Below are 25855 nucleotides of genomic sequence, written 5' to 3'. Positions count from 1 at the left end.
GAGAAGCAGGATGCTGAACCATTATCTGCTGCTGGCCTGGCGCAGCCTGCGGCGCACGCCGATCGCCACCGCGCTGATGGTGCTGGCGATCGGCCTGGGCATCGGCGCGAGCATGACCATGCTGACGGTGCTGCACGTGATGTCGCGCGACCCGCTGCCGGACAGGAGCGGTGCGCTCTACACCCCGCATCTGGATCCGTTGCCGAGCAGCTACCCGGACAACCAGGAGTGGGGCGATCCGGCCGACAACCTCACCTGGCCCGACGCCATGGCGCTGCTGCGTGCCGCACCCGCCACACCGCAGGCGGCGATGGCCGGCGGGCAGGTCTTGCTGTGGCCGCCGCGCGCGGCGCAAGCGCCGCTCGACCTGAGCGGCCGCTACACCAGCGCCGGGTTCTTCGCCCTGTTCGGCATCCCCTTGCAGCGTGGCCACGGCTGGAGCGCGGCGGAGGACCAGCGCCACGCCCGCGTCATCGTGCTGAGCCGCACCCTGGCCGACACCCTGTTCGGCGCGCGCGATCCGGTCGGCCAGCGGGTGGCGCTTGGGGAAAAGCGCATCGGCTTCGAGGTGATCGGCGTGACCGGCGATTGGGATCCGCAACCGCTGTTCTACGCCGACCCGGGCAGCAAGGGCAGTTTCGGCCAGCGCGACGATTTCTTTCTGCCGCTGTCGACCGCGATGGAACTGGCACTGGACGTCAACAGCAACATCAGCAGCTGGAACAGCTTCAACGGCGACGACGCGGCGCGACGCAAGGATCCGTCGACCAGCTGGCTGCAGTTCTGGGTGCGCCTGGACACGCCGCAGCAGGTCGCCGCTTACCAGCGCCTGCTCTACGACTACGCCGCGACACAGCACGCCAGCGGCCGCTTCCAGCGGCCGCCGGAGCGGGCGCGGCTGTATGCGTTGATGGACTGGCTGCGCCACCTGCGGATGGTGCCCGACGATCTGCGCCTGCAGACACTGATGGCGCTGGGTTTCCTGTGGATCTGTCTGGTCAACGTGATCGCCTTGCTGCTGGCGAAATTCCTGCGCCGCGGCGGCGAGATCGGCGTGCGACGCGCGCTCGGTGCCCGCCGCGGCCACGTGTTCCTGCAGTTCGGCAGCGAGGCCGCGCTGATCGGGCTGCTCGGTGGCGCAGTGGGCATCGCGATCGCCGAAATGGGTCTGTGGAGCGTGCGCCAGCGCCCGGACGACTACGCCAGGCTGGCGCGGATGGACCTGCAGATGTTGCTCGCCACCGTGGCATTGGCGGTGATCGCCGCACTGCTGGCGGGCCTGCTGCCCGCCTGGCGGGCCAGCCGGATCGACCCCGCCCTGCAGATCAAGGACCTGACATGAATCTGCCGATCCGTCCCATCCTCTCCAGCCTGCAGCATCACCGCCTCACCGCCGCGCTGCTGGCGCTGCAGGTCGCCCTGACCTGCGCCTTCGTCGCCAACGCCGTGTTCCTGATCGGTGGGCGCATCGAACGTCTGCGGGTCTCCAGCGGCTTGCCCGAGGAAGAACTTTCGCTGATCTCGGTGCGCGGCGTCCAGAGCGATGGCAATGCGCTGGCCCAGCAACAATCCGATCTGCGGGCGTTGCGCAGCATTCCCGGTGTCACCGCAGCCGCCGCGATCGGCTTCAGCCTGCCGCTGTCCGGCGGCGCCAACGACTACGGCAACTGCCCCGACCGGCAGACGCTGGACCGCGCGATGGCGCAGCAGTCGATGGACGATACAGGGTGCATCCAGGCCACGTATTACTCCGGCTCGCAAGGTTTCTTGCAGGCCATGGGCGCGCACCTGATCGCCGGCCGCGACTTCCAAGCCGACGAATATTCCACTGCCACACCGAGCGCGGTGATCGTCACCCGCACGCTGGCGCGGCAACTCTGGCCAGGTCAACCTGCTGTCGGCAAAACGCTGTATGGCGGAGCCCAGGGCGCCGTCGTCGTCGGTGTCGTCGACGATCTGCTGCGCACGACGCTGCGCGGCGCAGCGGTCGACCATCTGGCTGCGCTGTCGCCGCAGCTGCCCGCGGGCAACCAGGTGCAATACCTGTTGCGCAGCGCGCCGCAGGACCGCGAACGGATCCTGGCCGCGGCGGCCGACGCGCTCGCACAGGCAGGACCGCTGCGACTGATTCCTGCCGAAGGGCGCCGCAGCTACGCCCAACTGCGGCAGCGCTACTTCCAGCGCGATGCCACCATGATCGGCTTGCTGCTCGCGGCGACCACGGGCCTGTTGTTCGTGACCGCCCTGGGCATCGGCGGGCTGGCCAGTTTCTGGGTGCAGCAACGCACGCGCCAGATCGGCATCCGCCGCGCCATCGGCGCGACCCGTCGCGACATCCTGCGCCATTTCCAGACCGAAAACCTGCTGATCGTGAGCGCCGGCAGCGCCGCGGGCATGGTGCTGGCGTTGCTGCTCAATCAAGCGCTGTTGCAGCGCTACGACCTGCCACGCCTGCCGCTGGGCTACCTGCCGACGGTCGCTGCGGCGCTCCTGCTGCTCGGCCAGCTGGCGATCCTGCCGCCCGCGCGCCGCGCCGCCGCGGTGCCGCCGGCGGTGGCCACGCGCAGTGTCTGAGGCGCCGATGCACGCAGGCACGACAATCTCCACGCAGACTGCGATGATGCCGCCTGGTCCGTTTTTCTTCGCCGGTGCGCCGTTCCGCGCCCAAGGTTCACGATGCCCTGCCTGCTGATCATCGACGACAACCCCGCGGTCGCCACCGCGCTGGAAGTGCTGTTCTCCCTGCACGACATCGACACCGTCTACGCCGACAGTCCGCAGGCCGGCCTGCAGCGCCTGGGCGAAGGCGACATCGACCTGGTCCTGCAGGACATGAACTTCACCGCCGACACCACCTCCGGCGAGGAAGGCGTGGCCCTGTTCGAGGCGATCCGCACGCGCCATCCGGACCTGCCGGTGATCCTGCTGACCGCCTGGACCCAGCTCAGCAGCGCGGTGGAACTGGTCAAGGCCGGCGCCGCCGACTACCTGGCCAAGCCCTGGGACGACCGCAAGCTGCTGACCACGGTCAACAACCTGCTGGAGCTGTCGGAGACACGACGCGAGCTGGAACGCCGCCGCGACGGCGAGCGCCGCCATCGCCAGCAATTGGCGCAGCGCTACGACCTGTGCGGTGCGGTGTTCGCCGACCCCGCCAGCGAGCGCGCCATTGCCCTGGCCTGCCAGGTCGCGCGTTCGGAACTGCCGGTGCTGATCACCGGTCCCAACGGCAGCGGCAAGGAGAAGATCGCGCAGATCATCCAGGCCAACTCTTCGGTGCGGCGCGGCCCGTTCGTGGCGCTGAACTGCGGCGCGATCCCGGCCGAACTGATCGAGGCCGAACTGTTCGGCGCCGAGGCCGGTGCCTACACCGGCGCCAACAAGGTGCGCGAGGGCAAGTTCGAGGCCGCCGACGGTGGCACCCTGTTCCTGGACGAGATCGGCAACCTGTCGCTGGCCGGGCAGATGAAGCTGCTGCGCGTACTGGAGACCGGCCGGTTCGAGCGCCTGGGCTCCAACCGCGAGCGGCAGGTCAAGGTGCGGGTGATCAGCGCCACCAACGCCGACCTCATCGGCATGATCCGCGACGGCAGTTTCCGCGAGGACCTGTACTACCGGCTCAACGCGGTGGAACTGTCGCTGCCGGCGCTGGCCGAGCGCCCCGGCGACATCGTGCCGCTGGCCGAGCACTTCCTGTCCGGCGACAAGCCGCTGTCGGCCGGTGCCTGCCAGGCGCTGCAGCGCCACGCCTGGCCCGGCAACGTGCGCGAACTGCGCAACGTGGTGCAGCGCGCCGAACTGCTGGCCGGCGGCACGCAGATCGAGGCCGCCGACCTCAACCTGCCCAAGCCCGCCGCGCCGCGCACGGCCACCGCCGCCGAACCCGACCGCGAGCGCATCGTGGCCGAGCTGAGCCGTGCGCACGGCGTCATCGCCCAGGCCGCCGCCGAGCTGGGCATGAGCCGGCAGGCGCTGTACCGGCGCATGGACCGCTACGGCATCCCGCGCGAATGAAACTGCGCCGCTCCTTCACCGTCATGCTGTTCCTGCGCCTGCTGCCGGTGCTGGCGCTGGCCGCCGCCCTGCCGTGGCTGCTGGCCTACTGGATGGACCGCGGCTGGGAAGTGGTGACGGCCTCGGCGCTGGCCCTGCTGCTGCTGATGTGGTGGACCCTGCGCCGCGCCACCGCGCCGATGCGCTCGCTGTTCCGCGCCCTGGCCGGCACCGTCAGCAGCTACCGCGACGGCGAATACAACTTCGGCGTGCACTGGCGCGGCGACGACGAACTGGGCGAGATGGTCGCCGCGCACGCGCAACTGGGCGAGATCCTGCGCGAGCAGCGCCAGGGCCTGGCGCAGCGCGAACTGATGCTCGACACCATGGTGCAGAACACTCCGGTGGCGATGCTGCTCATCGCCAAGGGCGGCGACGGCCTGCGCCGCGTGGTGTTCTCCAACCTGGCCGCGCGCAAGCTGCTGCACAGCGGCTGGAAGCTGGAAGGCCAGCGCCTGGACGACCTGCTGCTAGGCGTGCCGGGGCCGTTGCGCGAGGCGATCTCGCGCGGCGGCGATAGCCTGTTCGCCATCGAAGGCGGCGACGAGGATCCGGACGAGGAGCAGATCTATCACCTGTCGCAGCGCCGCTTCCATCTCAACGGCCGCCCGCACGAACTGCTGCTGATCCGCCTGCTCACCGCCGAACTGCGCCGCCAGGAAGTGCACACCTGGAAGAAGGTGATCCGGGTCATCAGCCACGAACTCAACAACTCGCTGGCGCCGATCGCCTCGCTGGCGCACTCCGGCGCCGAGCTGGTGCGGCGGCAGAAGGTGGAGCGGCTGGAAGAGGTGTTCGGCACCATCGAGGAGCGCGCGCGACACCTGGAAGGCTTCATCCGCGGCTATGCGCGCTTCGCCAAGCTGCCGCAGCCGCAACTGCAGACCGTGCACTGGGCGCAGTTCCTGGCCGGGCTGCAGCAGCACATTCCGTTCGCGCTGGAACTGGAGTCGCCGGACCTGCACAGCCGGGTCGATCCGGCGCAACTGCAGCAGGCCCTGCTCAACCTGGTCAAGAACGCCCACGAATCCTTGCCCGAGGGACAGACACCGGTCGACGGCGTGCGCGTGCGCGTGTCCACCCGCCCGGACTGGCTGCGCCTGGAAGTGCTGGATCGCGGCAGCGGCATGAACGAGGCAGTGCTGCACAACGCGCTGATGCCGTTCTATTCGACCAAGCGCAACGGCACCGGCCTGGGCCTGGCGTTGACCCGCGAGATCGTCGAAGCCCACGGCGGCCGCCTGTCGCTGCACAACCGCGACGAAGGCGGACTGTGCGTGACGGTGCAGTTGCCGCAGGGCGAGCGCGGCTGATTCTGTTCGGGATTGGGGATTGGGGATTGGGGATTGGAGACCCGGCTCTCTAGGAATGTAGCGGTCGCGGCGAGCTGAGAAGCGGCGAGCCGGCCGCGAGGCTCAGTGCGACGGCAGCGGACAGCGCATTGCCACCCGCAGGTGCATCGGGAAGCCGAGCGCAGATTCCTGTTGCCAGGTCGCGCGCAGTTGCGGCCCCCACTGCGCAGGCGGCAGTTCGGCGAAGCCTTCGCTGGCGTAGAACGGCGCATTCCACGGCACATCGCGCAAGGTGGTCAGCAGCATGCACCGCAGGCCCGCCTCCATCGCGGCCGCGCGCGCATGCCGCAGCAGCGCACGGCCATGGCCTAGGCGCCCGAAACGCGGATCGACATCCATCTGTTGCACGTGAAAGCCCTCGTCCAGGCGCCCGCCGAGCAGATAGCCCACGCACTGGCCGTCCTCGCCCAGCGCCACCCACAGCTGCTCGCGCGCCAGTCCAGCACGCAACGACTCCGCATCCAGCGCGTGCGCTGCGAACACGGCCTGCGCCGCGTGGCCCTGCAGCAGGGCGCCGGCACGCCGCTCGATCTCCTGCAGCCGCGCCAGCTCCTGCGCGCGCGCCAGACGCATGCGGCCGGCCATGCCTCAGTCGCGCTTGCCCGGGCGTTTCCAGCCTTCGATGGTTTCCTGTCGCACCCGCGCCACGCTCAGTTTGCCGGCCGGCGCGCTGCGGGTGATCACCGAGCCGGCACCGATGGTGGCGCCGTCGCCGATCTCCAGCGGCGCCACCAGCGCGCTGTTGGAGCCGACGAACACGCCATCGCCGATCGACGTCTGCGACTTGTTGACGCCGTCGTAGTTGCAGGTGATGACGCCGGCACCGATGTTGACCCCGCTGCCGATCGTGGCATCGCCCAGGTAGGTCAGGTGGTTGGCCTTGCTGCCGACACCGAGCACCGCCTTCTTGGTCTCGACGAAGTTGCCGATGTGCACGCCGTCGGCCAGCACCGTGCCCGGGCGCAGCCGCGCGAACGGGCCGATCTGCACCGCGCCCTCGGTGACCACGCCTTCCAGATCGCAATGCGCACGCACCTCGGTACCCGGCCCCAGCACCACGTCCTTCAGCCGCACGAACGGGCCGATGCTGACGCCGTCGCCCAGTTCCACCTCGCCTTCCAGGATCACGTTGGCGTCGATGCGCACGTCGTGGCCGGCGCGCACGCGGCCGCGCTGGTCCACGCGGTTCGGGTCGATCAGTTGCACACCCTGTTCGCACAGCGCACGCGCCGCACGCAGTTGCCAGGCGCGTTCCAGTTGCGCCAGCTGCCACGGATCGTTGGCGCCCTCGGCCTCGATCGGCTCGGCCACCAGCACCATCTCGGCCGGGGTGAACTCGGCGGCGGCGGCGGCGAACACGTCGGTCAGGTAGTACTCGCCCTGTGCGTTGTCGTTGCGCAGCTGCGCCAGCCAGCGCTTCAGCGCGGTGGATTCGGCGGTGACGATGCCGGTGTTGATGGTGCGGATGCGCCGCTGCTCGTCGTCGGCGTCCTTCTGCTCGACGATCGCTGCGACCTTGCCGGCGGCATCGCGCACGATGCGGCCGTAGCCGGTGGGATCCTCCGGTTCGGCGACCAGCACCGCGACGCGCCCTGGCGCATGCAGCAGGCGGGTCAGGGTCTCGGCACGGATCAGCGGCACGTCCCCGTACAGCACCAACACCGTGGCCGCGTCGGGCACGGCCGCCATCGCCTGCTGCACCGCATGGCCGGTGCCGAGCTGCTGCGCCTGCTCGGCCCACAGCAGGTCCGGCTGGTCGGCGAAGGCCGCCAGCACCGCCTCGCCGCCGTGGCCATGGACGATGTGGATCGCATCCGGCTGCAGGTGGCGTGCGGTCTCGATCACATGCGCCAGCATCGGCCGGCCGGCGATCGGCTGCAGCACCTTGGGCTTGACCGACTTCATCCGCTTGCCCGCACCGGCGGCGAGGATCACGACGTGCAGGGGCAGACTCATGGGGCGGTTCCGGTGCGGGTGGACGACGAATTCTAGAGGCTGCCGGCCACATCTGCCGTCACGATCGCGCCACACGCGGCGGGCTGCACATCGGCGCGGCAGGCGCTAGCATGCGCGATCGTCTTCTCCTGCGGATGTTCATGGGTCTCCTGCGCCAGGGCAGCCAGTTCCTGCTGATCGGCCTGCTGCAATTGCTGGTCGACTGGAGCGTGTTCGTCGCCGCCACCGCGGCCGGCATGCCCACCGTGCCGGGCAACGTGTTGGGCCGCGTCTGCGGCGCCCTGCTCGGGTTCTGGCTCAACGGCCGCATCACCTTCGCCAACGGCGACGCCGCGCGGCTGGGCTGGCGGCGCTTCGGCCGCTTCATGGCCATGTGGCTGGTGCTCACCGCGCTCAGCACCTGGCTGGTGGCGCTGTGCGCGCACGGGTTGGGCCTGCGCCTGGCCTGGCTGGCCAAGCCACTAGTCGAAGGCATGCTGGCGGTGGTGTCGTTCTTCCTGGGCCGGCAGTTGGTGTATCGCTAGCGCTGGCGAGCACGGCCTGGAGGGCCGGCGATGCGCGCCACCGGCCTGCGCTCCGCGGCGACGGCTGTCGGGTGGAAACCATCTCCCATGGAAGACGCCCCAGATGCACCGAGCTGCTCATGGGAACGATCTCCGATCGCCTCTCATCGAGCCTCCGCGACGAACGCGTTGCACCGTAGGAGCGGCTTCAGCCGCGACCGGGCGTTACCGGGAGAGCTTGTCGCGGCTGAAGCCGCTTGTGTCAAATGAGGGTCTATCGTTGCAGGTGAGAGCGGAGTGCGGCAGGCCGTTTAGCCGTGGTGCCAGCAAGCACGAGTAGGAGTCAGCGCCGCCGCACCCCGTGTCTCCTGCCTCATCAGCCCGAACAGTTGCCCGAGTCGCGAGCTCGAACTCCACAAGCATGGGCGTCGGCAGGAGTGCTCTCGTGCCTGAGTCTACTGCGGAGAACGTCTATGCGACGCTATATCGGGATCGATGTATCCAAGGCCGAACTGGTCATTCATGTACTGCCGGACGAGCAGACCTGGACCCAACCCAATACGCCACAGGGGCAGCGTGCGCTGGCCCAACGCCTGGCCGAGTTGGGCTGCGAGCGGATCGTGCTGGAAGCCAGTGGCGGCTACGAACATGCCGTGCTGCAGGTGCTCCGAGAGGCGAACCTGCCGGCAGTGCGGATGGCCGCCGATCGTCCGCGCAAACTAGCCCAGGCCTTGGGCCTGCATGCCAAGACCGATGTCCTGGACGCGCGCCTGCTGGCCATCGCCGCCCAGCACATCCCGACCACCCTCACGCCCGTGGTGCCTGAGCACCAGCAATCTCTTCGCGAACTGCTGGACCTGCGTGCCACCCTGGTGGGCCAGCGCGATGTCCATCGGCGGCGCCTGGAGCACATCACCAGCGCCAAAGTGCAACACCGCTGCCGAGAGGTGATCGCCCTACTGAACCAGCAGATCCAGACGTTGACGCAGGAGATCGAGCAGCAGGGCAAGACCTGCTCGAGCCTACCCAAGGTGCCTGGGCTCGGCACGATCCTGCGCGCGGTTCTGGCCGCGCGGCTGCCAGAACTAGGCACGCTGCCGCCACGCAAGCTCGCTGCCCTGGTCGGGCTGGCCCCGTTCAATCACGACAGCGGCTGCTGGAAAGGCCAACGCCGCATCAAAGGCGGACGTGCCGACGTGCGGCGCGTGCTGTACATGGCCACCTGGGCCAGCATCCGTGCCAAATCCCCCTTGGCCAACACCTACGCGCGCCTGCGCGCAGCGGGCAAGCCGGCCAAGGTCGCCATCGTCGCCTGTATGCACAAGTTCCTGCGCTGGCTCAACGCCATCGTGCGCGATCACGCACCATATGCTCCTCCTGTCATCGCAGGTGCATGACAGTTGACTCCTACGAGTGCGCCTGCTACTGCATGCCGCGAACAGCGAAGTCCGGACAGCGACCGGCTTCGACAGCCGTCGGGGCTGAAGCCCCTCCCACAAGACCCGCGGGATGCAGCGAGCCCTGTAGGAGCGACTTCAGTCGCGACGAGCGCAGCGTAGACGGCCAGTATGGTTCGGGCCTGCAGAGCGCCAGAGCGGCTCCAGTGCCGCCTTGGCCGCAGCCAGCGCGCCGCTGGCCCCGGCGGCTGACGACTCAGTGGCAGAAATCGCCCAGGCTGCGCACCAGTGCGGTGCGGTGCAACTGGTCCAGCTGCCAGCGCAGCGCATAGGCCTCGGCCGCACGCGCGGTCGTGGCCGGGCAATCCGGCGCCTGGCGCACCGCGGCGCTGGCCTGCAACGCATCCAGCATCTCGCCCTGCAGCTGGTCCAGGCGCGCACGCAGCGCGGTCAGGTCGGGGCGCGGGCTGTCGGGCGCGCGGCCACGCAGATGCCAGCGCGACAGCAGTTCGTACTGCACCAGCTTGTTGGATTCGATCTGCATGCCGAAGAAGCGCGCGGCATCGTCCGGATCCACGCCGTGCGCCGGCGCCTGCTCGCGCACGCTGGCCAGCACCGCGGCCTCGCGCGTGGCATCCAGCACCGGCTTGCCGCTGTCCCACTTGCTCAGCGCGACCTGGTCGCCGATCGCATTGCGCTCGACGATGCGATCCAGCAGCGGCTCCAGCGGGGTTGCGCTGCGCGCGGGCAAGGCGCAGCCCATCAACATGGCGCCGGCCAGCACGGCGGTCAGGGCGTGCGCACAGGGACGAGGAACGGAAGCGGACAGGCTCATCTCGATTCTCCGGTAACCGTCTGCGGGTGGGGGATGGAGCGCAGATCGGGCGGCCATCTTGCCGCAGTCCACCGACCGCACGATGACCGCACCCGCGTCTTGTCGCATGGCGACACCGCCGAGTCAGCGACCAGCAAGCCAGCGCCGTGCGCGACGTCGCATTCCGCGCTGGCAACGTCGCAGCGCGCCCGCAACCACCGCGCGCCGGTGCCGTCCACCCGCCGCCTTTCCCAGACACGACAACGCCGGCAGAAGCCGGCGTCGTCATCGCGCGTGCGGCCGCTGGGCCGCGTGGCACGGAACTCAGTGCTTGAGGTTCTTGCGCAGGCGCTCCAGCGCCTGCAACTGCGCGGTGACCTCGGCCAGCTTGGCCTGCGCCTCGGCAACGTCCATGCCTTCGCCGCGGTTGGCGAGCAGGCGCTCGGCTTCTTCCTTGGCCTTGCGCACCGACACCTCGTCGATGTCCTGCGCGCGGATCGCGGTGTCGGCCAGGATCGTCACCACCTGCGGCTGCACCTCGAGGATGCCGCCGGAAATGGCGAAATCCAGCTGCTCGCCGCTCGCGGTGGTCACCACCACCTTGCCGGGCTTGAGCCGGGTGATCAACGGCGCGTGCTTGGGCGCAATGCCCAGCTCGCCCAGTTCGCCGGTCGCGACCACCAGGGTGGCGTCGCCGTGGTAGATCTCATGCTCGGCGCTGACGATGTCGCAACGGATGGTGCTCATGGTTACCTCGCTGGCGCGAAGCGGGATTGGGGATTGGGGATTGGGGATGGGGCAAAGCAGTCGCGCCGCCTTGTCCTCACTCCCACTCCCTTGTCCTCGATGCCGCCTTGCGAATCCCTAATCCCGAATGCCGAATCCCGGCTCTTACGCCTTCTCGGCCATCTTCTTGGCCTTCTCGACCGCTTCCTCGATGCCGCCGACCATGTAGAAGGCCTGCTCCGGCAGGTGGTCGTATTCGCCGTCGACGATGGCCTTGAAGCCGCGGATGGTGTCCTTCAGCGACACGTACTTGCCCGGCGAGCCGGTGAACACTTCGGCCACGTGGAACGGCTGGCTGAAGAAGCGCTCGATCTTGCGCGCGCGCGACACGGCCTGCTTGTCCTCTTCGGACAGTTCGTCCATGCCCAGGATCGCGATGATGTCCTTCAGTTCCTTGTACTTCTGCAAGGTGGACTGCACGCGGCGGGCGGTGTCGTAGTGCTCATGGCCGATCACGTTCGGGTCCAGCTGACGGCTGGTCGAGTCGAGCGGATCCACCGCCGGGTAGATACCCAGCGAGGCGATGTTACGCGACAGCACGACGGTGGCGTCGAGGTGGGCGAAGGTGGTCGCCGGCGACGGGTCGGTCAGGTCGTCCGCGGGCACGTACACGGCCTGGATCGAGGTGATCGAGCCGGTCTTGGTCGAGGTGATGCGCTCCTGCAGCACGCCCATTTCCTCGGCCAGGGTCGGCTGGTAGCCCACCGCCGACGGCATGCGGCCCAGCAGCGCCGACACTTCGGTACCGGCCAGGGTGTAGCGGTAGATGTTGTCGACGAAGAACAGCACGTCGCGGCCCTTGCCGTTGGCGTCCTTTTCGTCGCGGAAGTACTCGGCCATGGTCAGGCCGGTCAGCGCCACGCGCAGACGGTTGCCCGGCGGCTCGTTCATCTGGCCGTACACCATCGCCACCTTGGACTTGCTCAGGTCGTCCTGGACGATGACGTTGGCGTCGCTCATCTCGTGATAGAAGTCGTTGCCCTCGCGGGTCCGCTCGCCGACGCCGGCGAACACCGACAGGCCCGAGTGCTCGGTCGCGATGTTGTTGATCAATTCCAGCATGTTGACGGTCTTGCCGACGCCGGCGCCGCCGAACAGGCCGACCTTGCCGCCCTTGGCGAACGGGCACATCAGGTCGATGACCTTGATGCCGGTTTCCAGCAGTTCGGTGCTGGAGGACTGGTCGGCGTAGTCGGGCGCCTCGCGGTGGATTTCCCACTGCACGTCGGACTGGACCGGGCCGCGCTCGTCGATCGGCTCGCCGAGCACGTTCATGATGCGGCCCAGGGTGGCGGTGCCGACCGGCACGGCGATCGCCTTGCCGGTGTTGGTGGCGACCAGGTGGCGCTTGAGGCCGTCGGTGGAGCCGAGCGCGATGGTGCGCACGACGCCGTCGCCCAGCTGCTGCTGCACTTCCAGCGTGATGGCGGTGCCTTCGACCTTCAGTGCGTCGTAAATCTTCGGCACATCGGCACGCGCGAATTCGACGTCGACGACCGCGCCGATGATCTGAACGATCTTGCCCTGACTCATTTTGCTGCTCCGGTTAGCTTTAGTTCTGTCCGGATGGCCTGCGCCATCCCGTGGATTTCGTGATTGGGGATTCGCGATTCGGGATTCGCAAAAGCGCGCTTCGCTGCTCTTGCCGATCCCGATTCTCCAATCCCGAATCCCGGCACTTACACCGCCGCCGCACCGCCGACGATTTCGGAAATTTCCTGGGTGATCGCGGCCTGACGCGCCTTGTTGTAGACCAACTGCAAGGTGCTGATCAGCTTGCTGGCGTTGTCGCTGGCCGCCTTCATCGCGACCATGCGCGCGGCATGCTCGGACGCCACGTTCTCCAGCACCGCCTGGTACACCAGCGACTCGATGTAGCGCGTCATCACGTGCTCGAGCACGCTCGCGGCATCGGGTTCGTACAGGTAGTCCCAGTCGTGGTGCGCGACCTGGCTCTCGGCCGCCGGCAGCGGCAGCAGCTGGTCGAAGCTGGCCTTCTGCGTCATCGTGTTGACGAAGCGGTTGTAGACCAGATACACGCGATCCAGCTTGCCTTCGGTGAACGCGTCCAGCATCACCTTGATCACGCCGATCAACTGCTCCAGCTGCGGCAGGTCGCCGAGGTGGCTGACGCTGCCGACCATGTCCACCTTGATCCGGCGGAAGAACACCGAGGCCTTCTGGCCGATGGTGACCACGTCCACGCGCGCGCCCTGGTCCTGCCACTGGCGCACTTCGCCCAGCATCTTGCGGAACAGGTTGTTGTTCAGGCCGCCGGCCAGGCCGCGATCGGAGGAGATCACGATGTAGCCGACGCGCTTGACGTTCTCGCGCTGCACCAGGAACGGATGCGTGTAGTCGGTGCTGGCCTGCGCCAGATGCCCGATCACCTGCTTCATCGCCTGCGCGTACGGACGCGAGGTCTTCATCCGATCCTGCGCCTTGCGGATCTTGGAGGCCGAGACCATCTCGAGCGCGCGCGTCACCTTGCGGGTGTTCTGCACGCTCTTGATCTTGGATTTGATTTCGCGTCCGCCTGCCATGCTCTCGCTCGCTTTGCTCGCTTCGTGGGAATGGGGAATGGAGACTCGGGAATGGGCAAGCCCGAATCCCGCTCCTACGATTCCCTATTCTCTATTCCCGATTCCCGGCAACTGATTTACCAGCTACCCGTGGTCTTGAACTCGCCGATGCCCTTCTTGAACGCGGCCTCGATGTCGCCGTTCCAGTCGCCGGTGTCGTTGACCTTGGCCACCAGGTCGCCCTGGGTGTTGGCGAAGTGGGCGTGCAGGCCCTCTTCGAACGCCAGCAGCTTGTTGACCGGCACGTCGTCGAGGTAGCCCTCGTTGACCGCGTAGATCGACAGCGCCTGGTTGGCGATGGACATCGGCAGGTACTGCTTCTGCTTCATCAGCTCGGTGACGCGCTGGCCGCGCTCGAGCTGCTTGCGGGTGGATTCGTCCAGGTCCGAGGCGAACTGCGCGAACGCCGCCAGCTCACGGTACTGCGCCAGCGAGATGCGGATGCCGCCGGAGAGCTTCTTGATGATCTTGGTCTGCGCAGCGCCGCCGACGCGCGAGACCGAGATGCCGGCGTTCACCGCCGGGCGGATGCCGGCGTTGAACAGGTCGGTTTCCAGGAAGATCTGGCCGTCGGTGATCGAGATGACGTTGGTCGGCACGAACGCGGAGACGTCGCCGGCCTGGGTCTCGATGATCGGCAGCGCGGTCAGCGAACCGGTCTTGCCCTTGACCTCGCCATTGGTGAACTGCTCAACGTATTCCTCGGACACCCGCGCGGCGCGCTCCAGCAGGCGGCTGTGCAGGTAGAACACGTCGCCCGGGTAGGCTTCGCGGCCCGGCGGACGCTTCAGCAGCAGCGAGATCTGGCGGTAGGCCACGGCCTGCTTGGACAGATCGTCGTACACGATCAGCGCGTCTTCGCCGCGGTCCATGAAGTACTCGCCCATCGTGCAGCCGGCGTAGGCGCTGATGTACTGCATCGCCGCCGATTCGGAGGCGGTCGCGGCGACCACGATGGTGTGCGCCAGCGCGCCGTTCTCTTCCAGCTTGCGCACGATGTTGGCGACGGTCGAGGCCTTCTGCCCGATCGCCACGTACACGCACTTGATGCCGGTGCTCTTCTGGTTGATGACCGCGTCGATGGCCATGGCGGTCTTGCCGGTCTGGCGGTCGCCGATGATCAGTTCGCGCTGGCCGCGACCGATCGGGATCATCGCGTCGACCGACTTGTAGCCGGTCTGCACCGGCTGGTCGACCGACTTGCGCCACAGCACGCCCGGCGCCACGCGCTCCACCGGCGCGGTCTGGCTGGTGCCCAGCGGACCCTTGCCGTCGATCGGCTCGCCCAGCGCGTTGACCACGCGGCCCAGCAGTTCCTTGCCCACCGGCACTTCGAGGATGCGGCCGGTGGTCTTGGCCACGTCGCCTTCGCGCAGGTTCTCGTAGTCGCCGAGCACCACGGCGCCGACCGAGTCGCGCTCCAGGTTCAACGCCAGGGCGTAGGTGTCGTTCGGCAGTTCGATCATTTCGCCCTGCATCACGTCGGCCAAGCCGAAGATGCGCACGATGCCGTCGGACACGCTGGTGACCGTGCCTTCGTTGCGCGACTCCGCGGCCAGCTTGACCTGCTCGATGCGGTTCTTGATCAGTTCGCTGATTTCGGAGGGGTTGAGCGTGGTTGCCATCTTGGTTTCCTTCGGATCGTCCATCGCGCAGCAGCGGATGGCGACGTGTGGTTAGCTTCTTTGAGAATCGGGAATGGGGAATCGGGAATCGCGGGTGGCGTCGCCGCCGGGCCGGGTTCTCTCCTCTCTATTCGCCATTCCCGTTTCTTAGTGGGCCAGTGCGGATTGCAGACGCGACAGCTTGCCTTTCAACGAACCGTCGATGACCACGTCGCCGGCGTCGATCACCGCGCCGCCGATCAGCGAAGCGTCCACCGCCGTGGTGATCTCGACCTCGCGGCCGAAGCGCTGCTTCAGCGCCACCTTCAGCGAGGCCACCTCGGCATCGCTCAGCGCCGTCGCGGAGGTCACGTTGGCCTGCACCACGCGCTCGGCCTCCGCGCGCAGCTGGTCGTACAGCCCGGCGATCTCCGGCAGCAGCGGCAGCCGCTGGCCTTCGGCCAGCAGGCTCAGGAAGCGCTGGTACTGCTCGTCGGCCGCGTCCGGCGCCAGCAGCGACACCGCCTGCTCCCGCTGCAGCAGCGGGTTGTGCAGCAACGCGGCCACGCGCGGGTCGGCCGCGACCTGGGCGGAGAACGCCAGCGCCTGCGACCAGGGCGCGAGCTTGCCGGCGTCGCTGGCCGCGGCGAACGCGGCGCGAGCGTAGGGACGCGCCAGTGTGAGGGCCTGGCTCATCTCAGATCTCCGCCGCCAGCTCGTCGAGCAGCGCCTTGTGGGCGTTGGCGTCGATTTCGCGCTTGAGCAGCTTCTCGGCGCCGCTCACCGCCAGCAGCGACACCTGGCGACGCAGGTCCTCGCGCGCGCGGTTGGCCGCGGCGTCGATCTCGGCCTGGGCCAGTTCCTTCTGCCGGGTGGCTTCGACGATCGCCTCGTGCTTGGCCGCCTCGACGATCTGGTTGGCGCGCGCATGCGCCTGATCGATGATCTCGTTGGCCTTGATGCGGGCGTCCTTCAACGCTTCGTTGACCTTTTCCTGCGCCTGCGCCAGATCCTTCTGACTGCGATCGGCGGCGGCCAGGCCTTCGGCGATCTTCTGTTGGCGCTCTTCGATGGCCTGCATCAGCGGCGGCCAGATCTTGGTCGCGACGATCCAGATCAGACCGGCGAACGCCAGCGCCTGGGCAAAGAGGGTGAGACCGATATTCATGGGGTACGCTCAGCCAATGGTGACGGGGTGGACGCGCCGCCAGCACGGCGACGCGTCCGAACCTTCATCCGTAGCGGCGGCCGCCGGTGGCGACCGCACGCCGGTACGACGGGATCAACCGCCCTGCGGCAGACGCGCGACGAACTCGCCGATCATCGGGTTGGCGAACGCGAACAGCAGGCCGACCGCGACGCTGATGATGAACGCGGCGTCGATCAGGCCGGCGGTGATGAACATGCGGACCTGCAGCACCGGGATCAGTTCCGGCTGGCGCGCGGCCGATTCCAGGAACTTGCCGGCCATGATGGCCAGACCGAGGCCGGCGCCCAGCGCGGCCAGGCCGATCATGATGCCGACGGCGAGGACGGTGGAGCTCTGGACTTGGGCGAGGTTGGTCAGGACGGCGAAGTACATGGTTTTCTCCAGGAACAAAGTTGCTTGAGGATGGTGAATCGAACGAAGGGTTGCTTAGAACGCGTGAAACAGAAACGTCAGTGGCTGTCTTCCGCCAGGCTCAGGTACACGATGGACAGCATCATGAAAATGAACGCCTGCAGCGGAATCACCAGCAGGTGGAACAGCATCCAGCCGAAGCCGAACGCGCCGCCGGCCAGCGCACCGAGGATGCCGGCACCGCCCAGCACCCAGATCAGCAGGAACACGATCTCGCCGCCGAACATGTTGCCGAACAGTCGCATCGCCAGCGACACCGGCTTGCTCAGCCATTCGACGATATTGAGGATCAGGTTGAACGGCAGCATCCACTTGCCGAACGGCGCGGTGAGGAATTCCTTGGTCATGCCGCCCACGCCCTTGGAGCGCAGCGAGAAGAACAGCATCAGGAAGAACACGCTGATCGACATGCCCAGGGTGGCATTGACGTCGGCGGTCGGCACCGGCTTCCAGTAGTGCACGCCGGCCCAGCCCAGCGGGATCGCGAGGAAGTCCGCCGGGATCATCTTGATGAGGTTCATCAACAGGATCCAGAAGAACAGGGTGATCGCGATCGGGGTCACCAGCTTGCTGGTGCCGTGGTAGGTGTCCTTGGCCTGACGATCGACGAACTCCAGCATGATTTCCACGAACGCCTGCCACTTGCCGGGCACGCCGGCGGTGGCCTTGCGCGTGGCCAGCCAGAAGCCGAACACCATCAGCAGGCCCATCAGCAGCGACATCACCAGGGTGTCGACGTGCAATTGCCAGAACCCGCCTTCCTGCACCTGGAAGGTGAGGTTGTGCAGATGGTGCTGGATGTAGGAGGTAGGGGTTTCTGCCTCGCCCGCCATGAGTCCTGAGCCTTTTCTTGATTCGATCAACGCCTGGCCAGAGCCAGAACCTGGAACATCAGCCCGACGGCGATACCCGCCAACAGGGCCAGAGGAGGCAACCGCCACCAGGCAAAGCCCAGCGCCAGCACCGCGAACACCAACACCCACTTCAGCACCATGGCCACGATCAACCGCGCCAGCGCCGAGCCTGCCGCCTGCACGCCGCCATTGAGCGCGGTGCGTGCGGCCAGCCATCCCCCTGCCACGGTCGCCAGCCCGGTTGCGGCGGCGCCCATCGCGTATTTCGGTCCCAGCAGCAGGAACAGCAGGGACAACACGGCCACCGCCACCAGCGGGTAAATCGCTGCGCGCAGCATCAGCCGCCGACCCGCATCAACGGAGTTCAGCACAGAAAATCCTGCAATTGGTGGTGGATTGAGGACGTCTTCGCGTCCGTCGAGCCGCGGAATTATAGCAATGGGACAATTTGCGAGACAACCGCCAGGAGTCCTGACAGCGTCCGGGTCCCCGTCCGCCCGTAGACGATAGCACGGCAGCCGTCCTCCACCGGCACCGAATGCGGCGTTGCAGCACGTGTTTGCGGGGGAACTTTCTGTCCGCCGCGCTGTCCGATCGGACAGGGACTGCGCCCATCCTCGTCGGCCCACAGCGCAGCCCCGCCGAGCCCCGGTCCTTCCGGGGCTTTTTTCGTGGCGCGTTTTGGGACAGCCGTGGCGGCTCGAGCCACCATACTTTCACGAATGGTGGACGCAAATTTAAGGATAGTGACGGCACGCGTTGGCATTGCCATCGACGCCTCATCCAAAAAAAATCCCAAGACGACGGAGCTTGTCCCCCATGAAACACCTGCTTGCCCTGGCGCTGCCCTGCGCGCTCGCCGCCGCTTACGCCCTGCCCGCCCACGCCGAAGACGGCGACGACCGCTTCACCCTGCGTGTGGGCGCGATGAACGTCGACAACGACAACACCCTGCGCGGCAATGCCGTGATCAACGGCAATGCCATTTCCGGCTCGCAGGACTTCAACTTCGGCGGCAAGGAATGGGAGCCGCGCGTGGACGGCGTGTTCCGCCTCAGCACTCGCCAGCGCCTGATCTTCGACTACTTCAAGTTCGACAAGGATCGCCGCGAGGAACTGGGCGAGGACGTCAGCCTGGGCGGCGTGACCGTGCCGTCGGGCAGCTTCGTCAAGGGCGAACTGAAGTACCAGGTCGCCAGCCTGGTGTACGACTACTCGGTGATCGACAACCCGCAGTTCAGCATGGGCCTGCAGATCGGTGCCGAGTGGGCCAAGGTGGAGTCCAATGCCTACGCCGACCTGGGCCCTGTCTACACCGGCACCTTCCTGGACGAAAGCGAGGACGGCGCCGCGCCGGTGGTCGGCCTGCGCTTCACCGCGCACCCGAGCGAGCACTGGCTGTTCAACATCCAGGGCCAGTACCTCAACACCAAGTGGGGCGATTTCGGCGACTACGACGGCGACCTGAGCCGCGCCAACGCCATCGTCGAGTACCGCTTCACCCGCAACTTCGGCATCTTCGCCGGCTACGACTGGTTCAAGCTGGACGTGGACCGCAAGCGCGACAACGCCAGCGTCGGCCTGAAGCAGGAGTTCAAGGGCCCGGTCGCGGGCGTGACCTTCGCGTTCTGATCGACGCCCCACGCGCGCCGCAAGCGCGCGTTGTAAACGAAAGGCCCGCCATGTGCGGGCCTTTCGCGTTCCTGCAGGCATGCAATGTCGCCGATTCGGCGAGTTCAGGGCGGCTTGGTCGCCCCGGCCACCAGCAGGTGCCGGTGCGTCGTGCAGTAGCACTCGTCGTGCCAGCCGTAGTGCGGGTCGGTGCAGATCGCGTGTTGCACCGATGCCGGCAGCGACGCCACGTCGCTGCGCAAGTCGCGCTTCAGCGAGACGAACACCGAGCCTGGATGCGGCCAGTCGGTCCGGCGCGGCGGCTCGGCGATGCGGTTGCCGCCGGCCAGTTCGCGCTGCAGCAGCGCCTGCAGTTCGGGACACAGGGTGCCCTGCCCCACGTCAACCTCCATGCGTCGGTTCACCCCGGTGGCGACCGCACCGCACCTGGCGGCACGGTCGCATGCAGGGGCGTCACTTCTTCTTGGGGATGTACAGGTCGGTGATGGTGCCGTCGTAGACCTCGGCGCTCATGCCGACCGACTCGCTCAGGGTCGGATGCGCGTGGATGGTGTGGCCGATGTCCTCGGCCTCGGCGCCCATCTCGATCGCCAGGCCGATCTCGGCCAGCAGGTCGCCGGCGTGCACGCCGACGATCGCGCCGCCGATGATGCGGTGCGTCTCCTCGTCGAAGATCAGCTTGGTGAAGCCCTCGGTGCGGCCGATGCCGATGGCGCGGCCGCTGGCCGCCCACGGGAACTTGGCCACGCCGACCTTCAGCCCCTTGGCCTTGGCCTCGGTCTCGGTGACGCCGACCCAGGCGATTTCCGGGTTGGTGTAAGCCACCGACGGGATCACCCGCGCCACCCACTCCTTCTTCTCGCCGGCAGCCACTTCCGCGGCCAGCTTGCCCTCGTGGGTGGCCTTGTGCGCCAGCATCGGGTTACCGACGATGTCGCCGATGGCGAAGATGTGCGGCACGTTGGTGCGCATCTGCCGGTCGACCGGAATGAAGCCGCGCTCGGTGACGTTGATGCCGGCCTTGTCGGCGCCGATCTTCTTGCCGTTGGGCGCGCGGCCCACCGCGACCAGCACGCGGTCGTAGGTGGTGGCGGCCAGCGCCGGCGTCTCGCCCGCGGTGGCGGCCTCGAAGGAGACGGTGATGCCCTTCTTGTCGGCCTTGACCTCGGCCGCCTTGGTCTTGAGATGGACCTCCACGCCCTGCTTCTTCAAGCGGTCCGCCAGCGGCTTGACCAGGTCCTTGTCGGCGCCCGGCATCAACTGGTCCATGAACTCGACCACGGTGACCTTGCTGCCCAGCGCGCTGTATACGGTGGCCATTTCCAGGCCGATGATGCCGCCGCCGACCACCAGCAGGGTCTTGGGGATCTCCTGCAGTTCCAGCGCGTCGGTGGAGTCCATCATCCGCTTGTCGTCCCACGGGAAGTTCGGCAGCTTCACCGCCTGCGAGCCAGCGGCGACGATGCAGTGCTCGAAGCGCAGCAATTGGGTCTTGCCGTCGGCGCCCACGATCTCCAGCTCGTTCGGCGACACGAACGACGCCACGCCGGTGACTGTGCGCACCTTGCGCTGCTTGGCCATGCTGGCCAGGCCGCCGGTGAGCTTGCCGACCACCTTCTCCTTGTACTCGCGCAGCTTGTCCAGGGTGATCTTGGGCTTGCCGAAGTCCACGCCGAAGTCGCCGGCATGGGCGACCTCGTCGATCACCGCGGCCGCATGCAGCAGCGCCTTGGAGGGGATGCAGCCGACGTTGAGGCAGACGCCGCCGAGGCTGGCGTAGCGCTCGATCAGCACCGTGTCCAGGCCCAGGTCGGCGGCACGGAACGCGGCGGTGTAGCCGCCGGGGCCGGCGCCGAGCACCACCATCTTGCATTCGATGTCGGCGGGCTTACCGCTGGCCAGCGCCGGCTTCGGTGCCGGCGGCTCGGCCGGGGCGCGGTGCGACGGCGCCACCGGCGGCTTGCTGGCCGGCACGTCGGCCGGGGCCGCGGCGGGCGCGCCGGCAGCGGCGCCATCGGCGGTCTCCAGCAGCGCGATCACCGCGCCCTCGGACAGGGTGTCGCCGAGCTTGACCTTCAGCTCCTTGATCACGCCGGCGGCCGCGGACGGCACTTCCAGCGTGGCCTTGTCCGACTCCAGCGTCACCAGGCCCTGGTCCTTCTTCACCGTGTCGCCGACGGCGACCAGCACCTCGATGACCGGAACGTCGCTGTAGTCGCCGATATCCGGGACCTTGACCTCAATGACCGCCATGCAGCTTCTCCTGTGGCCCTTCGCCGCGGCGAGGGGCGTTTGCAGTTCGTCGGCGCGACCGCGCAAACAGGCGGCGCGCGCAGGTGGGGGAAAACCGGCGCCGCGACGGACGCGGCGCCGTGACGACAGGGCTTACAGCAGCACGCGGCGCATGTCCGCCAGCACCTGGCTCAGGTAGGTGGTGAAGCGCGCGGCGGCGGCGCCGTCGATGACCCGGTGGTCGTAGCTCAACGACAGCGGCAGCATCAGCTTCGGCGCGAATTCCTTGCCGTTCCAGACCGGCTGGATCGACGACTTGGACACGCCCAGGATCGCCACCTCCGGCGCATTGACGATCGGGGTGAAGGCGGTGCCGCCGATGCCGCCGAGCGAACTGATCGAGAAGCAGCCGCCGCTCATGTCGGCCGGGCCGAGCTTGCCGTCGCGCGCCTTCTTGGCCAGCTCGCCGCTCTCGCGCGCCAGCTCGACCACGCCCTTCTTGTCCACATCGCGGATCACCGGCACCACCAGCCCGTTCGGGGTGTCGGCGGCAAACCCGATGTGGAAGTATTTCTTCAGGGTCAGGTTCTCGCCGCTGGCATCGAGCGAGGCGTTGAACTCGGGGAACTGCTTCAGCGCCGCGGCGCTGGCCTTGAGCAGGAAGGCGAGCATGGTCAGCTTGATGCCGGCCTTCTCGTTTTCCTTGTTCAGCGCCACGCGCAGCGCTTCCAGGTCGGTGATGTCGGCCTGCTCGAACTGGGTGACGTGCGGGATCATCGCCCAGTTGCGCGCCAGGTTGGCGCCGGAGATCTTCTTGATCCGCGACAGCGGCTTGACCTCGACCTCGCCGAACTTGGCGAAGTCCACCTTCGGCCACGGCAGCAGGTTCAGGCCATTGCCGCCTGCGGCGGGCGCGGCACCGGCGGCGGCCGGCGCGGCGCCGGACAGCGCGGCCTTGACGTAGCGCTGCACGTCGTCCTTGGTGATGCGGCCGCCCTGCTCCGAGCCGCTGACCTGGAACAGGTCCACGCCGAGTTCGCGGGCGAACACGCGCACCGCCGGGCTGGCGTAGGGCACCTTCTGCGGCAGCACGCTGTCGGCGTCGAACGCCACCGGCGGGCTGCTCTGGGTGGCGGACGGCGCGGCGGCCTTGGCCGGCGCCGTCGCCTGGACCTGGGCGATCTCGCGCTGGGCCAGCTTGTCCGGCGCGGACGAGGTCGGCACCGGCTCCACGCCGCCGCCGGTCTCGGCGCTGGGCTGGACCGCGGACGCGGCCAGCGCGTCGGCATCGCTGCCGGCTACCTCGATCAGCGCCACCACCTTGCCCTCGGACAGACTGTCGCCGACCTTGACCTTGAGCTCCTTGACCACACCGGCCACCGACGAGGGCACTTCCATCGTCGCCTTGTCCGACTCCAGGGTGACCAGGCCCTGGTCCTTCTTGACCGTGTCGCCGACCGCGACCAGCACCTCGATCACCGGCACGTCGCTGTAGTCGCCGATGTCCGGCACCCGCGCCTCGACCACACCGGCGGGCGCGGCAGCGGCCGGGGCCGGCTTGACCGCGTTCTGCGCGGGCGCGGCGGCCGGGGCGGCGGCCTGCTGGGCCGGCGCGGGCGTGGCCTTGGCGGCCGCAGGCGCGGCGGCTGCGGCACTGGCGCCGCCCTCGGCCACTTCGATCAGCGCCACCACCTTGCCCTCGGACAGGCTGTCGCCGACCTTGACCTTGATCTCCTTGACCACGCCGGCGAACGGCGACGGCACTTCCATCGTCGCCTTGTCCGACTCCAGCGTGACCAGGCTCTGGTCCTTCTTCACCGTGTCGCCGACGGCCACCAGCACTTCGATTACCGGGACGTCGCTGTAGTCACCGATATCGGGGACAAGTGCTTCCTTGATTTCGGCCATGCGGGGAACTCCGGCAACTGATGAGGGGGAAACCCCTATTGTGGCGGCCCGCAGCCGCAGCGCCAACCTTTGCCGGGCAAAAAAGCCCGATCGCCAGCGGGCGCGGGCGCTGCCGGCGGACAGTACGCCGGCGCATGTTGCGCACCCGCGGCGCCCGCCGCCGGTGCGCCGCCTTCACGGCGCCGCGGCTAGGCTCGCCGCAGATTTCCGGAGGGCGGGCATGCGGATCCTGGTGCTGTTGATGGCGTTGGCGATGCCGCTGGTCGCCTGGTTCGGGCAACGCGGCGCCTTCGGCCCGACCAATGGCGCCATTTCCGACCGCTACCCCACCCTGATCGTCGCCGCAGGCTATGCCTTCGCGATCTGGGGCGTGATCTTCCTGCTCGACCTGGCCTTCGGCCTGTGGCAATGCAGCGGGCGGCGCCGTCGCGGCAGCGCGCTGGCGCAGGTGCGGGGACCGGCGGCGCTGGGCTTCGCGCTGACCGCGGCGTGGATGCCGGTGTTCTCGCAACAGCACTTCCTGCTGGCGCTGGCGGTGATCTGGACCGCGCTGGCGGCGACGCTGCTGGCCGCGCTGCGGCTGTCGCGCGATCCGTCAGCCGAGCCCGGCCAGACCCTGTGGGCGTGGCTGCCGCTGTCGCTGCATGCCGGCTGGCTGTCGCTGGCGGCGTTCCTGAACACCGCGCAGGTCATCGTGGCCTATCGCTGGCTCTCGACCGAGCGGATGCTGCCGTGGAGCCTGGTGCTGTTCGCGCTGGCGGCGGCGCTGCTGCTGGGCGTGAACCGGGCGATGCGCGGCAACCTCGCCTATGCGGCGGCGGCGCTGTGGGCGCTGGCGGCGGTCTACGTCAAGCAGGCCGAGAGCACGCTGGCGGGTGCGCAGACCGCGGCATGGGTGGCCTTGCTGCTCGCCGCCGTGCTGGCGCTGCAGACCCTGTGGCTGCGCCTGCGCGCGCGGCGCTGATCGATCGGCGCGACGCCAGAGCACCGCCAATCACCTGTTTTTCCCGTACAGCGCGCCGTCTCGCGTAGGAGCGGCTTCAGCCGCGACAGCGTTGCGGGGAGAGCCTCGCCGCGGCTGAAGCCGCTCCTACGCAGGTGCCGCCTGCGGGAGGCACCCTTCAATTAGCGGACCTTCGACGCGCACAGCCAGTGCTGCAGCGGAGCCCACGCCTGCAGCAAGCGTGACCAGGCGAAGGCGGCATTGGCCGGACTGCTCGAAGGCAACGACAACAGCACCAGCGGCGGATCGCGCGGCGGCAACTGCGGCTGCACGAAGCGCGCGAACGCCTGCGCCGCCGCCGCGCCATTGCAGGCGATGACGCGCAGTTGCGGCAACTGTGCGATACGCTCGGGCAAGGCATTGGGCACTTCGCTGCCGCGCACGATCGCCGCATCCAGGCTGCCGCGGCGCCGGCACTGGCCGATGACATCCCACAGGCCGACGCCGGCTTCGTGCAATGCCTGCATGCGCGCTTCTGTGTCGAGTGCCGGATCGAAACCGCACAGCGCCGCCATCAGCGGCCAGAACCGATTGCGCGGATGCGCGTAGTAGCGCGCCTGCTGCAACGATGCCGCACCGGGCATGGAGCCGAGCAGCAGCACCCGGCAATCGTCGCGTATTTGCGCGGGCAGACCCTGCAGCAACGGCTGCGTCGTCACGTCGTGCGCATCTGGATGAACAGCCAAAAGTCTTAAAACCTCGTTATTTCAAGCGCAGAGCGCATGTGGCTGAACGTCGTCTGCATTGGTCCGGCGAGGGTCGGCAACGATTCATCTTCTCATCGATACGGTGTGCGCGCCCACTCCCGTGGCCCCACAAGAAAAAGATGAGGAGATATCCCATGCGGTCCATTCAGATCCTGAGCCTGGCTGTCGTGTCCGCCCTTGCGTTTGCGCCCGCCGCATTCGCACAGGATGCCGATACCGCGTCCGGCAAGCACTTCTCCGTCGTCGGCAGCGCGACCCTGCTCGACCCGCACTCCAAGCCGGCGGCCGGCCTCGACGTCGATGGCGGCCCGGCGCCGACCATCAGCGCCAGCTGGCTGATCGACGACAACTGGGCGGTCGAACTGTGGGGCGCTGCCGACAAGTTCAACCACCGCGTCAAGGCCGACGGCATCGGCAAGGTCGGCACCGTCGAGCAGCAGCCGATCGCGCTGAGCGGCCAGTACCACTTCGGCCAGGCGGACAACGTGTTCCGTCCGTTCGTCGGCGTCGGTTACTACGAGTCCAACTTCAGCAACGAGAAGCTCGCCGGCCTCAACGCCGACCAGCACGTCAGCCTGGACACCGCCAAGGGCGCCATCGGCACCGTCGGCGTGGACATGAACATCAACTCCACCTGGTTCGCCCGTGCCGACGCGCGCTACATGCGCTCGCGTCCGGAGCTGAAGGTCGCCGGCGAAGGCACCGGCGAAGACCTGAAGCTGGATCCGTGGCTGTTCAGCTTCGGCGTCGGCGCGCGCTTCTAAGCGTTCCGTCTCCAGTGCTTACGCAAACGGGCCCGAAAGGGCCCGTTTGTTTTTGTGCGTGCGCTGGATTGGAGCGCGATCAGCAAA

Annotated in this window: 25 protein-coding genes; 9 read left to right on the top strand and 16 right to left on the bottom strand. The window is 68.0% G+C overall.

Annotated features, from left to right (window positions below; genetic code table 11):
* Window positions 1-10: 10 nt before the first annotated feature.
* From RAB71_RS03350 to RAB71_RS03335, 4 genes are all read left to right on the top strand, one after another.
* Window positions 11-1342, top strand: coding sequence for an ABC transporter permease (locus RAB71_RS03350; RefSeq protein ID WP_010343795.1), 1332 nt, complete (start codon window positions 11-13; stop codon window positions 1340-1342).
* Entirely contained in the window at window positions 1339-2574 is a 1236-nt protein-coding gene (locus RAB71_RS03345) for an ABC transporter permease (protein ID WP_010343794.1), read from the top strand. The genes RAB71_RS03350 and RAB71_RS03345 overlap by 4 nt, the downstream gene beginning before the upstream one ends.
* A 102-nt stretch (window positions 2575-2676) precedes the next feature.
* Window positions 2677-4014 (top strand): sigma-54 dependent transcriptional regulator, encoded by a 1338-nt coding sequence (locus RAB71_RS03340; protein ID WP_010343793.1) that lies wholly within the window; start codon window positions 2677-2679, stop codon window positions 4012-4014.
* A complete protein-coding gene (locus RAB71_RS03335; protein WP_010343792.1) occupies window positions 4011-5366 on the top strand; it encodes a PAS domain-containing sensor histidine kinase in 1356 nt (451 codons plus the stop codon). The genes RAB71_RS03340 and RAB71_RS03335 overlap by 4 nt, the downstream gene beginning before the upstream one ends.
* Before the next feature lie 102 nt (window positions 5367-5468).
* Here RAB71_RS03335 and RAB71_RS03330 read toward each other — a convergent pair whose 3' ends face one another.
* On the bottom strand, window positions 5469-5990 hold the full coding sequence (locus tag RAB71_RS03330; protein ID WP_010343791.1) for a GNAT family N-acetyltransferase: 522 nt from the start codon (window positions 5988-5990) through the stop codon (window positions 5469-5471).
* Between the two features lie 3 nt (window positions 5991-5993).
* A complete protein-coding gene (gene glmU, locus RAB71_RS03325; RefSeq protein ID WP_010343790.1) occupies window positions 5994-7361 on the bottom strand; it encodes a bifunctional UDP-N-acetylglucosamine diphosphorylase/glucosamine-1-phosphate N-acetyltransferase GlmU in 1368 nt (455 codons plus the stop codon).
* A gap of 140 nt (window positions 7362-7501) precedes the next feature.
* On the opposite strand from glmU, the gene RAB71_RS03320 reads away from it, so the two are divergent.
* A complete protein-coding gene (locus RAB71_RS03320; protein ID WP_010343789.1) occupies window positions 7502-7885 on the top strand; it encodes a GtrA family protein in 384 nt (127 codons plus the stop codon).
* Between the two features lie 452 nt (window positions 7886-8337).
* The gene (locus RAB71_RS03315) at window positions 8338-9261 is read left to right on the top strand and encodes a transposase (RefSeq protein WP_104609622.1); all 924 of its coding nucleotides are present in this window, start codon (window positions 8338-8340) and stop codon (window positions 9259-9261) included.
* Between the two features lie 256 nt (window positions 9262-9517).
* Here the strand turns inward: RAB71_RS03315 and RAB71_RS03310 are convergent, their stop codons facing one another.
* The 10 genes from RAB71_RS03310 to RAB71_RS03265 form a co-directional block, all read right to left on the bottom strand.
* Window positions 9518-10096, bottom strand: coding sequence for a chorismate mutase (locus RAB71_RS03310; protein ID WP_010340674.1), 579 nt, complete (start codon window positions 10094-10096; stop codon window positions 9518-9520).
* A gap of 303 nt (window positions 10097-10399) precedes the next feature.
* On the bottom strand, window positions 10400-10822 hold the full coding sequence (locus RAB71_RS03305; RefSeq protein WP_010340675.1) for a F0F1 ATP synthase subunit epsilon: 423 nt from the start codon (window positions 10820-10822) through the stop codon (window positions 10400-10402).
* Window positions 10823-10966: 144 nt separating this feature from the next.
* A complete protein-coding gene (gene atpD / locus RAB71_RS03300; protein ID WP_010340676.1) occupies window positions 10967-12394 on the bottom strand; it encodes a F0F1 ATP synthase subunit beta in 1428 nt (475 codons plus the stop codon).
* A gap of 146 nt (window positions 12395-12540) precedes the next feature.
* The gene (gene atpG / locus RAB71_RS03295; RefSeq protein ID WP_010340677.1) at window positions 12541-13404 is read right to left on the bottom strand and encodes a F0F1 ATP synthase subunit gamma; all 864 of its coding nucleotides are present in this window, start codon (window positions 13402-13404) and stop codon (window positions 12541-12543) included.
* Between the two features lie 116 nt (window positions 13405-13520).
* A complete protein-coding gene (gene atpA, locus RAB71_RS03290) occupies window positions 13521-15068 on the bottom strand; it encodes a F0F1 ATP synthase subunit alpha (protein ID WP_010340678.1) in 1548 nt (515 codons plus the stop codon).
* A 147-nt stretch (window positions 15069-15215) separates the two neighbouring features.
* Window positions 15216-15743, bottom strand: a complete 528-nt coding sequence (locus RAB71_RS03285; RefSeq protein WP_010340679.1) for a F0F1 ATP synthase subunit delta — start codon at window positions 15741-15743, stop codon at window positions 15216-15218.
* A 1-nt stretch (window position 15744) separates the two neighbouring features.
* Window positions 15745-16215 (bottom strand): F0F1 ATP synthase subunit B, encoded by a 471-nt coding sequence (locus RAB71_RS03280; protein ID WP_010340680.1) that lies wholly within the window; start codon window positions 16213-16215, stop codon window positions 15745-15747.
* A gap of 114 nt (window positions 16216-16329) precedes the next feature.
* Window positions 16330-16629: a F0F1 ATP synthase subunit C gene (gene atpE, locus RAB71_RS03275; RefSeq protein WP_010340497.1), complete on the bottom strand. Its 300-nt coding sequence runs from the start codon at window positions 16627-16629 to the stop codon at window positions 16330-16332.
* 77 nt (window positions 16630-16706) lie between these two features.
* On the bottom strand, window positions 16707-17501 hold the full coding sequence (gene atpB / locus RAB71_RS03270) for a F0F1 ATP synthase subunit A (RefSeq protein ID WP_010340498.1): 795 nt from the start codon (window positions 17499-17501) through the stop codon (window positions 16707-16709).
* Window positions 17502-17527: 26 nt separating this feature from the next.
* Window positions 17528-17893: an ATP synthase subunit I gene (locus RAB71_RS03265; RefSeq protein ID WP_029561756.1), complete on the bottom strand. Its 366-nt coding sequence runs from the start codon at window positions 17891-17893 to the stop codon at window positions 17528-17530.
* A 448-nt stretch (window positions 17894-18341) separates the two neighbouring features.
* Here RAB71_RS03265 and RAB71_RS03260 point away from each other — a divergent pair, with 448 nt between their 5' ends.
* Complete coding sequence (locus tag RAB71_RS03260) at window positions 18342-19154, top strand: hypothetical protein (protein WP_010340500.1); 813 nt, start codon at window positions 18342-18344, stop codon at window positions 19152-19154.
* Window positions 19155-19258: 104 nt separating this feature from the next.
* Here RAB71_RS03260 and RAB71_RS03255 read toward each other — a convergent pair whose 3' ends face one another.
* From RAB71_RS03255 to aceF, 3 genes are all read right to left on the bottom strand, one after another.
* Window positions 19259-19546, bottom strand: coding sequence for a hypothetical protein (locus tag RAB71_RS03255; protein WP_010340501.1), 288 nt, complete (start codon window positions 19544-19546; stop codon window positions 19259-19261).
* A 61-nt stretch (window positions 19547-19607) separates the two neighbouring features.
* The gene (lpdA, locus tag RAB71_RS03250) at window positions 19608-21407 is read right to left on the bottom strand and encodes a dihydrolipoyl dehydrogenase (RefSeq protein WP_104609612.1); all 1800 of its coding nucleotides are present in this window, start codon (window positions 21405-21407) and stop codon (window positions 19608-19610) included.
* A gap of 132 nt (window positions 21408-21539) precedes the next feature.
* Entirely contained in the window at window positions 21540-23294 is a 1755-nt protein-coding gene (aceF, locus tag RAB71_RS03245; RefSeq protein ID WP_104609613.1) for a dihydrolipoyllysine-residue acetyltransferase, read from the bottom strand.
* 220 nt (window positions 23295-23514) lie between these two features.
* On the opposite strand from aceF, the gene RAB71_RS03240 reads away from it, so the two are divergent.
* Window positions 23515-24258, top strand: coding sequence for a hypothetical protein (locus RAB71_RS03240; protein WP_010343284.1), 744 nt, complete (start codon window positions 23515-23517; stop codon window positions 24256-24258).
* A 161-nt stretch (window positions 24259-24419) separates the two neighbouring features.
* Here the strand turns inward: RAB71_RS03240 and RAB71_RS03235 are convergent, their stop codons facing one another.
* The gene (locus tag RAB71_RS03235) at window positions 24420-24956 is read right to left on the bottom strand and encodes a DNA-deoxyinosine glycosylase (protein ID WP_029562128.1); all 537 of its coding nucleotides are present in this window, start codon (window positions 24954-24956) and stop codon (window positions 24420-24422) included.
* A 182-nt stretch (window positions 24957-25138) separates the two neighbouring features.
* Between RAB71_RS03235 and RAB71_RS03230 the strand changes: the two genes are divergently transcribed.
* Complete coding sequence (locus RAB71_RS03230) at window positions 25139-25768, top strand: OmpW family protein (RefSeq protein WP_010343282.1); 630 nt, start codon at window positions 25139-25141, stop codon at window positions 25766-25768.
* The last annotated feature ends 87 nt before the right edge of the window (window positions 25769-25855 follow it).

The organism is Xanthomonas sacchari (genome assembly GCF_040529065.1).
Classification (GTDB): domain Bacteria; phylum Pseudomonadota; class Gammaproteobacteria; order Xanthomonadales; family Xanthomonadaceae; genus Xanthomonas_A; species Xanthomonas_A sacchari.
The sequence above is the reverse complement of the archived record's forward strand: the minus strand, read 5'-3'. Positions and strand labels throughout refer to the sequence as shown.

What these genes read in the sequence shown, in the direction of transcription:
- atpG (WP_010340677.1), bottom strand. Translation starts at nt 13,404, where the DNA reads ATGGCAGGCGGACGCGAAATCAAATCCAAGATCAAGAGCGTGCAGAAC.
- RAB71_RS03335 (WP_010343792.1), top strand. Translation starts at nt 4,011, where the DNA reads ATGAAACTGCGCCGCTCCTTCACCGTCATGCTGTTCCTGCGCCTGCTG.
- RAB71_RS03330 (WP_010343791.1), bottom strand. Translation starts at nt 5,990, where the DNA reads ATGGCCGGCCGCATGCGTCTGGCGCGCGCGCAGGAGCTGGCGCGGCTG.
- RAB71_RS03230 (WP_010343282.1), top strand. Translation starts at nt 25,139, where the DNA reads ATGCGGTCCATTCAGATCCTGAGCCTGGCTGTCGTGTCCGCCCTTGCG.
- RAB71_RS03240 (WP_010343284.1), top strand. Translation starts at nt 23,515, where the DNA reads ATGCGGATCCTGGTGCTGTTGATGGCGTTGGCGATGCCGCTGGTCGCC.
- atpA (WP_010340678.1), bottom strand. Translation starts at nt 15,068, where the DNA reads ATGGCAACCACGCTCAACCCCTCCGAAATCAGCGAACTGATCAAGAAC.
- RAB71_RS03320 (WP_010343789.1), top strand. Translation starts at nt 7,502, where the DNA reads ATGGGTCTCCTGCGCCAGGGCAGCCAGTTCCTGCTGATCGGCCTGCTG.
- RAB71_RS03305 (WP_010340675.1), bottom strand. Translation starts at nt 10,822, where the DNA reads ATGAGCACCATCCGTTGCGACATCGTCAGCGCCGAGCATGAGATCTAC.
- RAB71_RS03255 (WP_010340501.1), bottom strand. Translation starts at nt 19,546, where the DNA reads ATGGAGGTTGACGTGGGGCAGGGCACCCTGTGTCCCGAACTGCAGGCG.
- glmU (WP_010343790.1), bottom strand. Translation starts at nt 7,361, where the DNA reads ATGAGTCTGCCCCTGCACGTCGTGATCCTCGCCGCCGGTGCGGGCAAG.
- RAB71_RS03280 (WP_010340680.1), bottom strand. Translation starts at nt 16,215, where the DNA reads ATGAATATCGGTCTCACCCTCTTTGCCCAGGCGCTGGCGTTCGCCGGT.
- atpB (WP_010340498.1), bottom strand. Translation starts at nt 17,501, where the DNA reads ATGGCGGGCGAGGCAGAAACCCCTACCTCCTACATCCAGCACCATCTG.
- RAB71_RS03315 (WP_104609622.1), top strand. Translation starts at nt 8,338, where the DNA reads ATGCGACGCTATATCGGGATCGATGTATCCAAGGCCGAACTGGTCATT.
- RAB71_RS03310 (WP_010340674.1), bottom strand. Translation starts at nt 10,096, where the DNA reads ATGAGCCTGTCCGCTTCCGTTCCTCGTCCCTGTGCGCACGCCCTGACC.
- lpdA (WP_104609612.1), bottom strand. Translation starts at nt 21,407, where the DNA reads ATGGCGGTCATTGAGGTCAAGGTCCCGGATATCGGCGACTACAGCGAC.
- RAB71_RS03350 (WP_010343795.1), top strand. Translation starts at nt 11, where the DNA reads ATGCTGAACCATTATCTGCTGCTGGCCTGGCGCAGCCTGCGGCGCACG.
- RAB71_RS03260 (WP_010340500.1), top strand. Translation starts at nt 18,342, where the DNA reads ATGAAACACCTGCTTGCCCTGGCGCTGCCCTGCGCGCTCGCCGCCGCT.
- RAB71_RS03345 (WP_010343794.1), top strand. Translation starts at nt 1,339, where the DNA reads ATGAATCTGCCGATCCGTCCCATCCTCTCCAGCCTGCAGCATCACCGC.
- RAB71_RS03285 (WP_010340679.1), bottom strand. Translation starts at nt 15,743, where the DNA reads ATGAGCCAGGCCCTCACACTGGCGCGTCCCTACGCTCGCGCCGCGTTC.
- atpD (WP_010340676.1), bottom strand. Translation starts at nt 12,394, where the DNA reads ATGAGTCAGGGCAAGATCGTTCAGATCATCGGCGCGGTCGTCGACGTC.
- atpE (WP_010340497.1), bottom strand. Translation starts at nt 16,629, where the DNA reads ATGTACTTCGCCGTCCTGACCAACCTCGCCCAAGTCCAGAGCTCCACC.
- RAB71_RS03340 (WP_010343793.1), top strand. Translation starts at nt 2,677, where the DNA reads ATGCCCTGCCTGCTGATCATCGACGACAACCCCGCGGTCGCCACCGCG.
- aceF (WP_104609613.1), bottom strand. Translation starts at nt 23,294, where the DNA reads ATGGCCGAAATCAAGGAAGCACTTGTCCCCGATATCGGTGACTACAGC.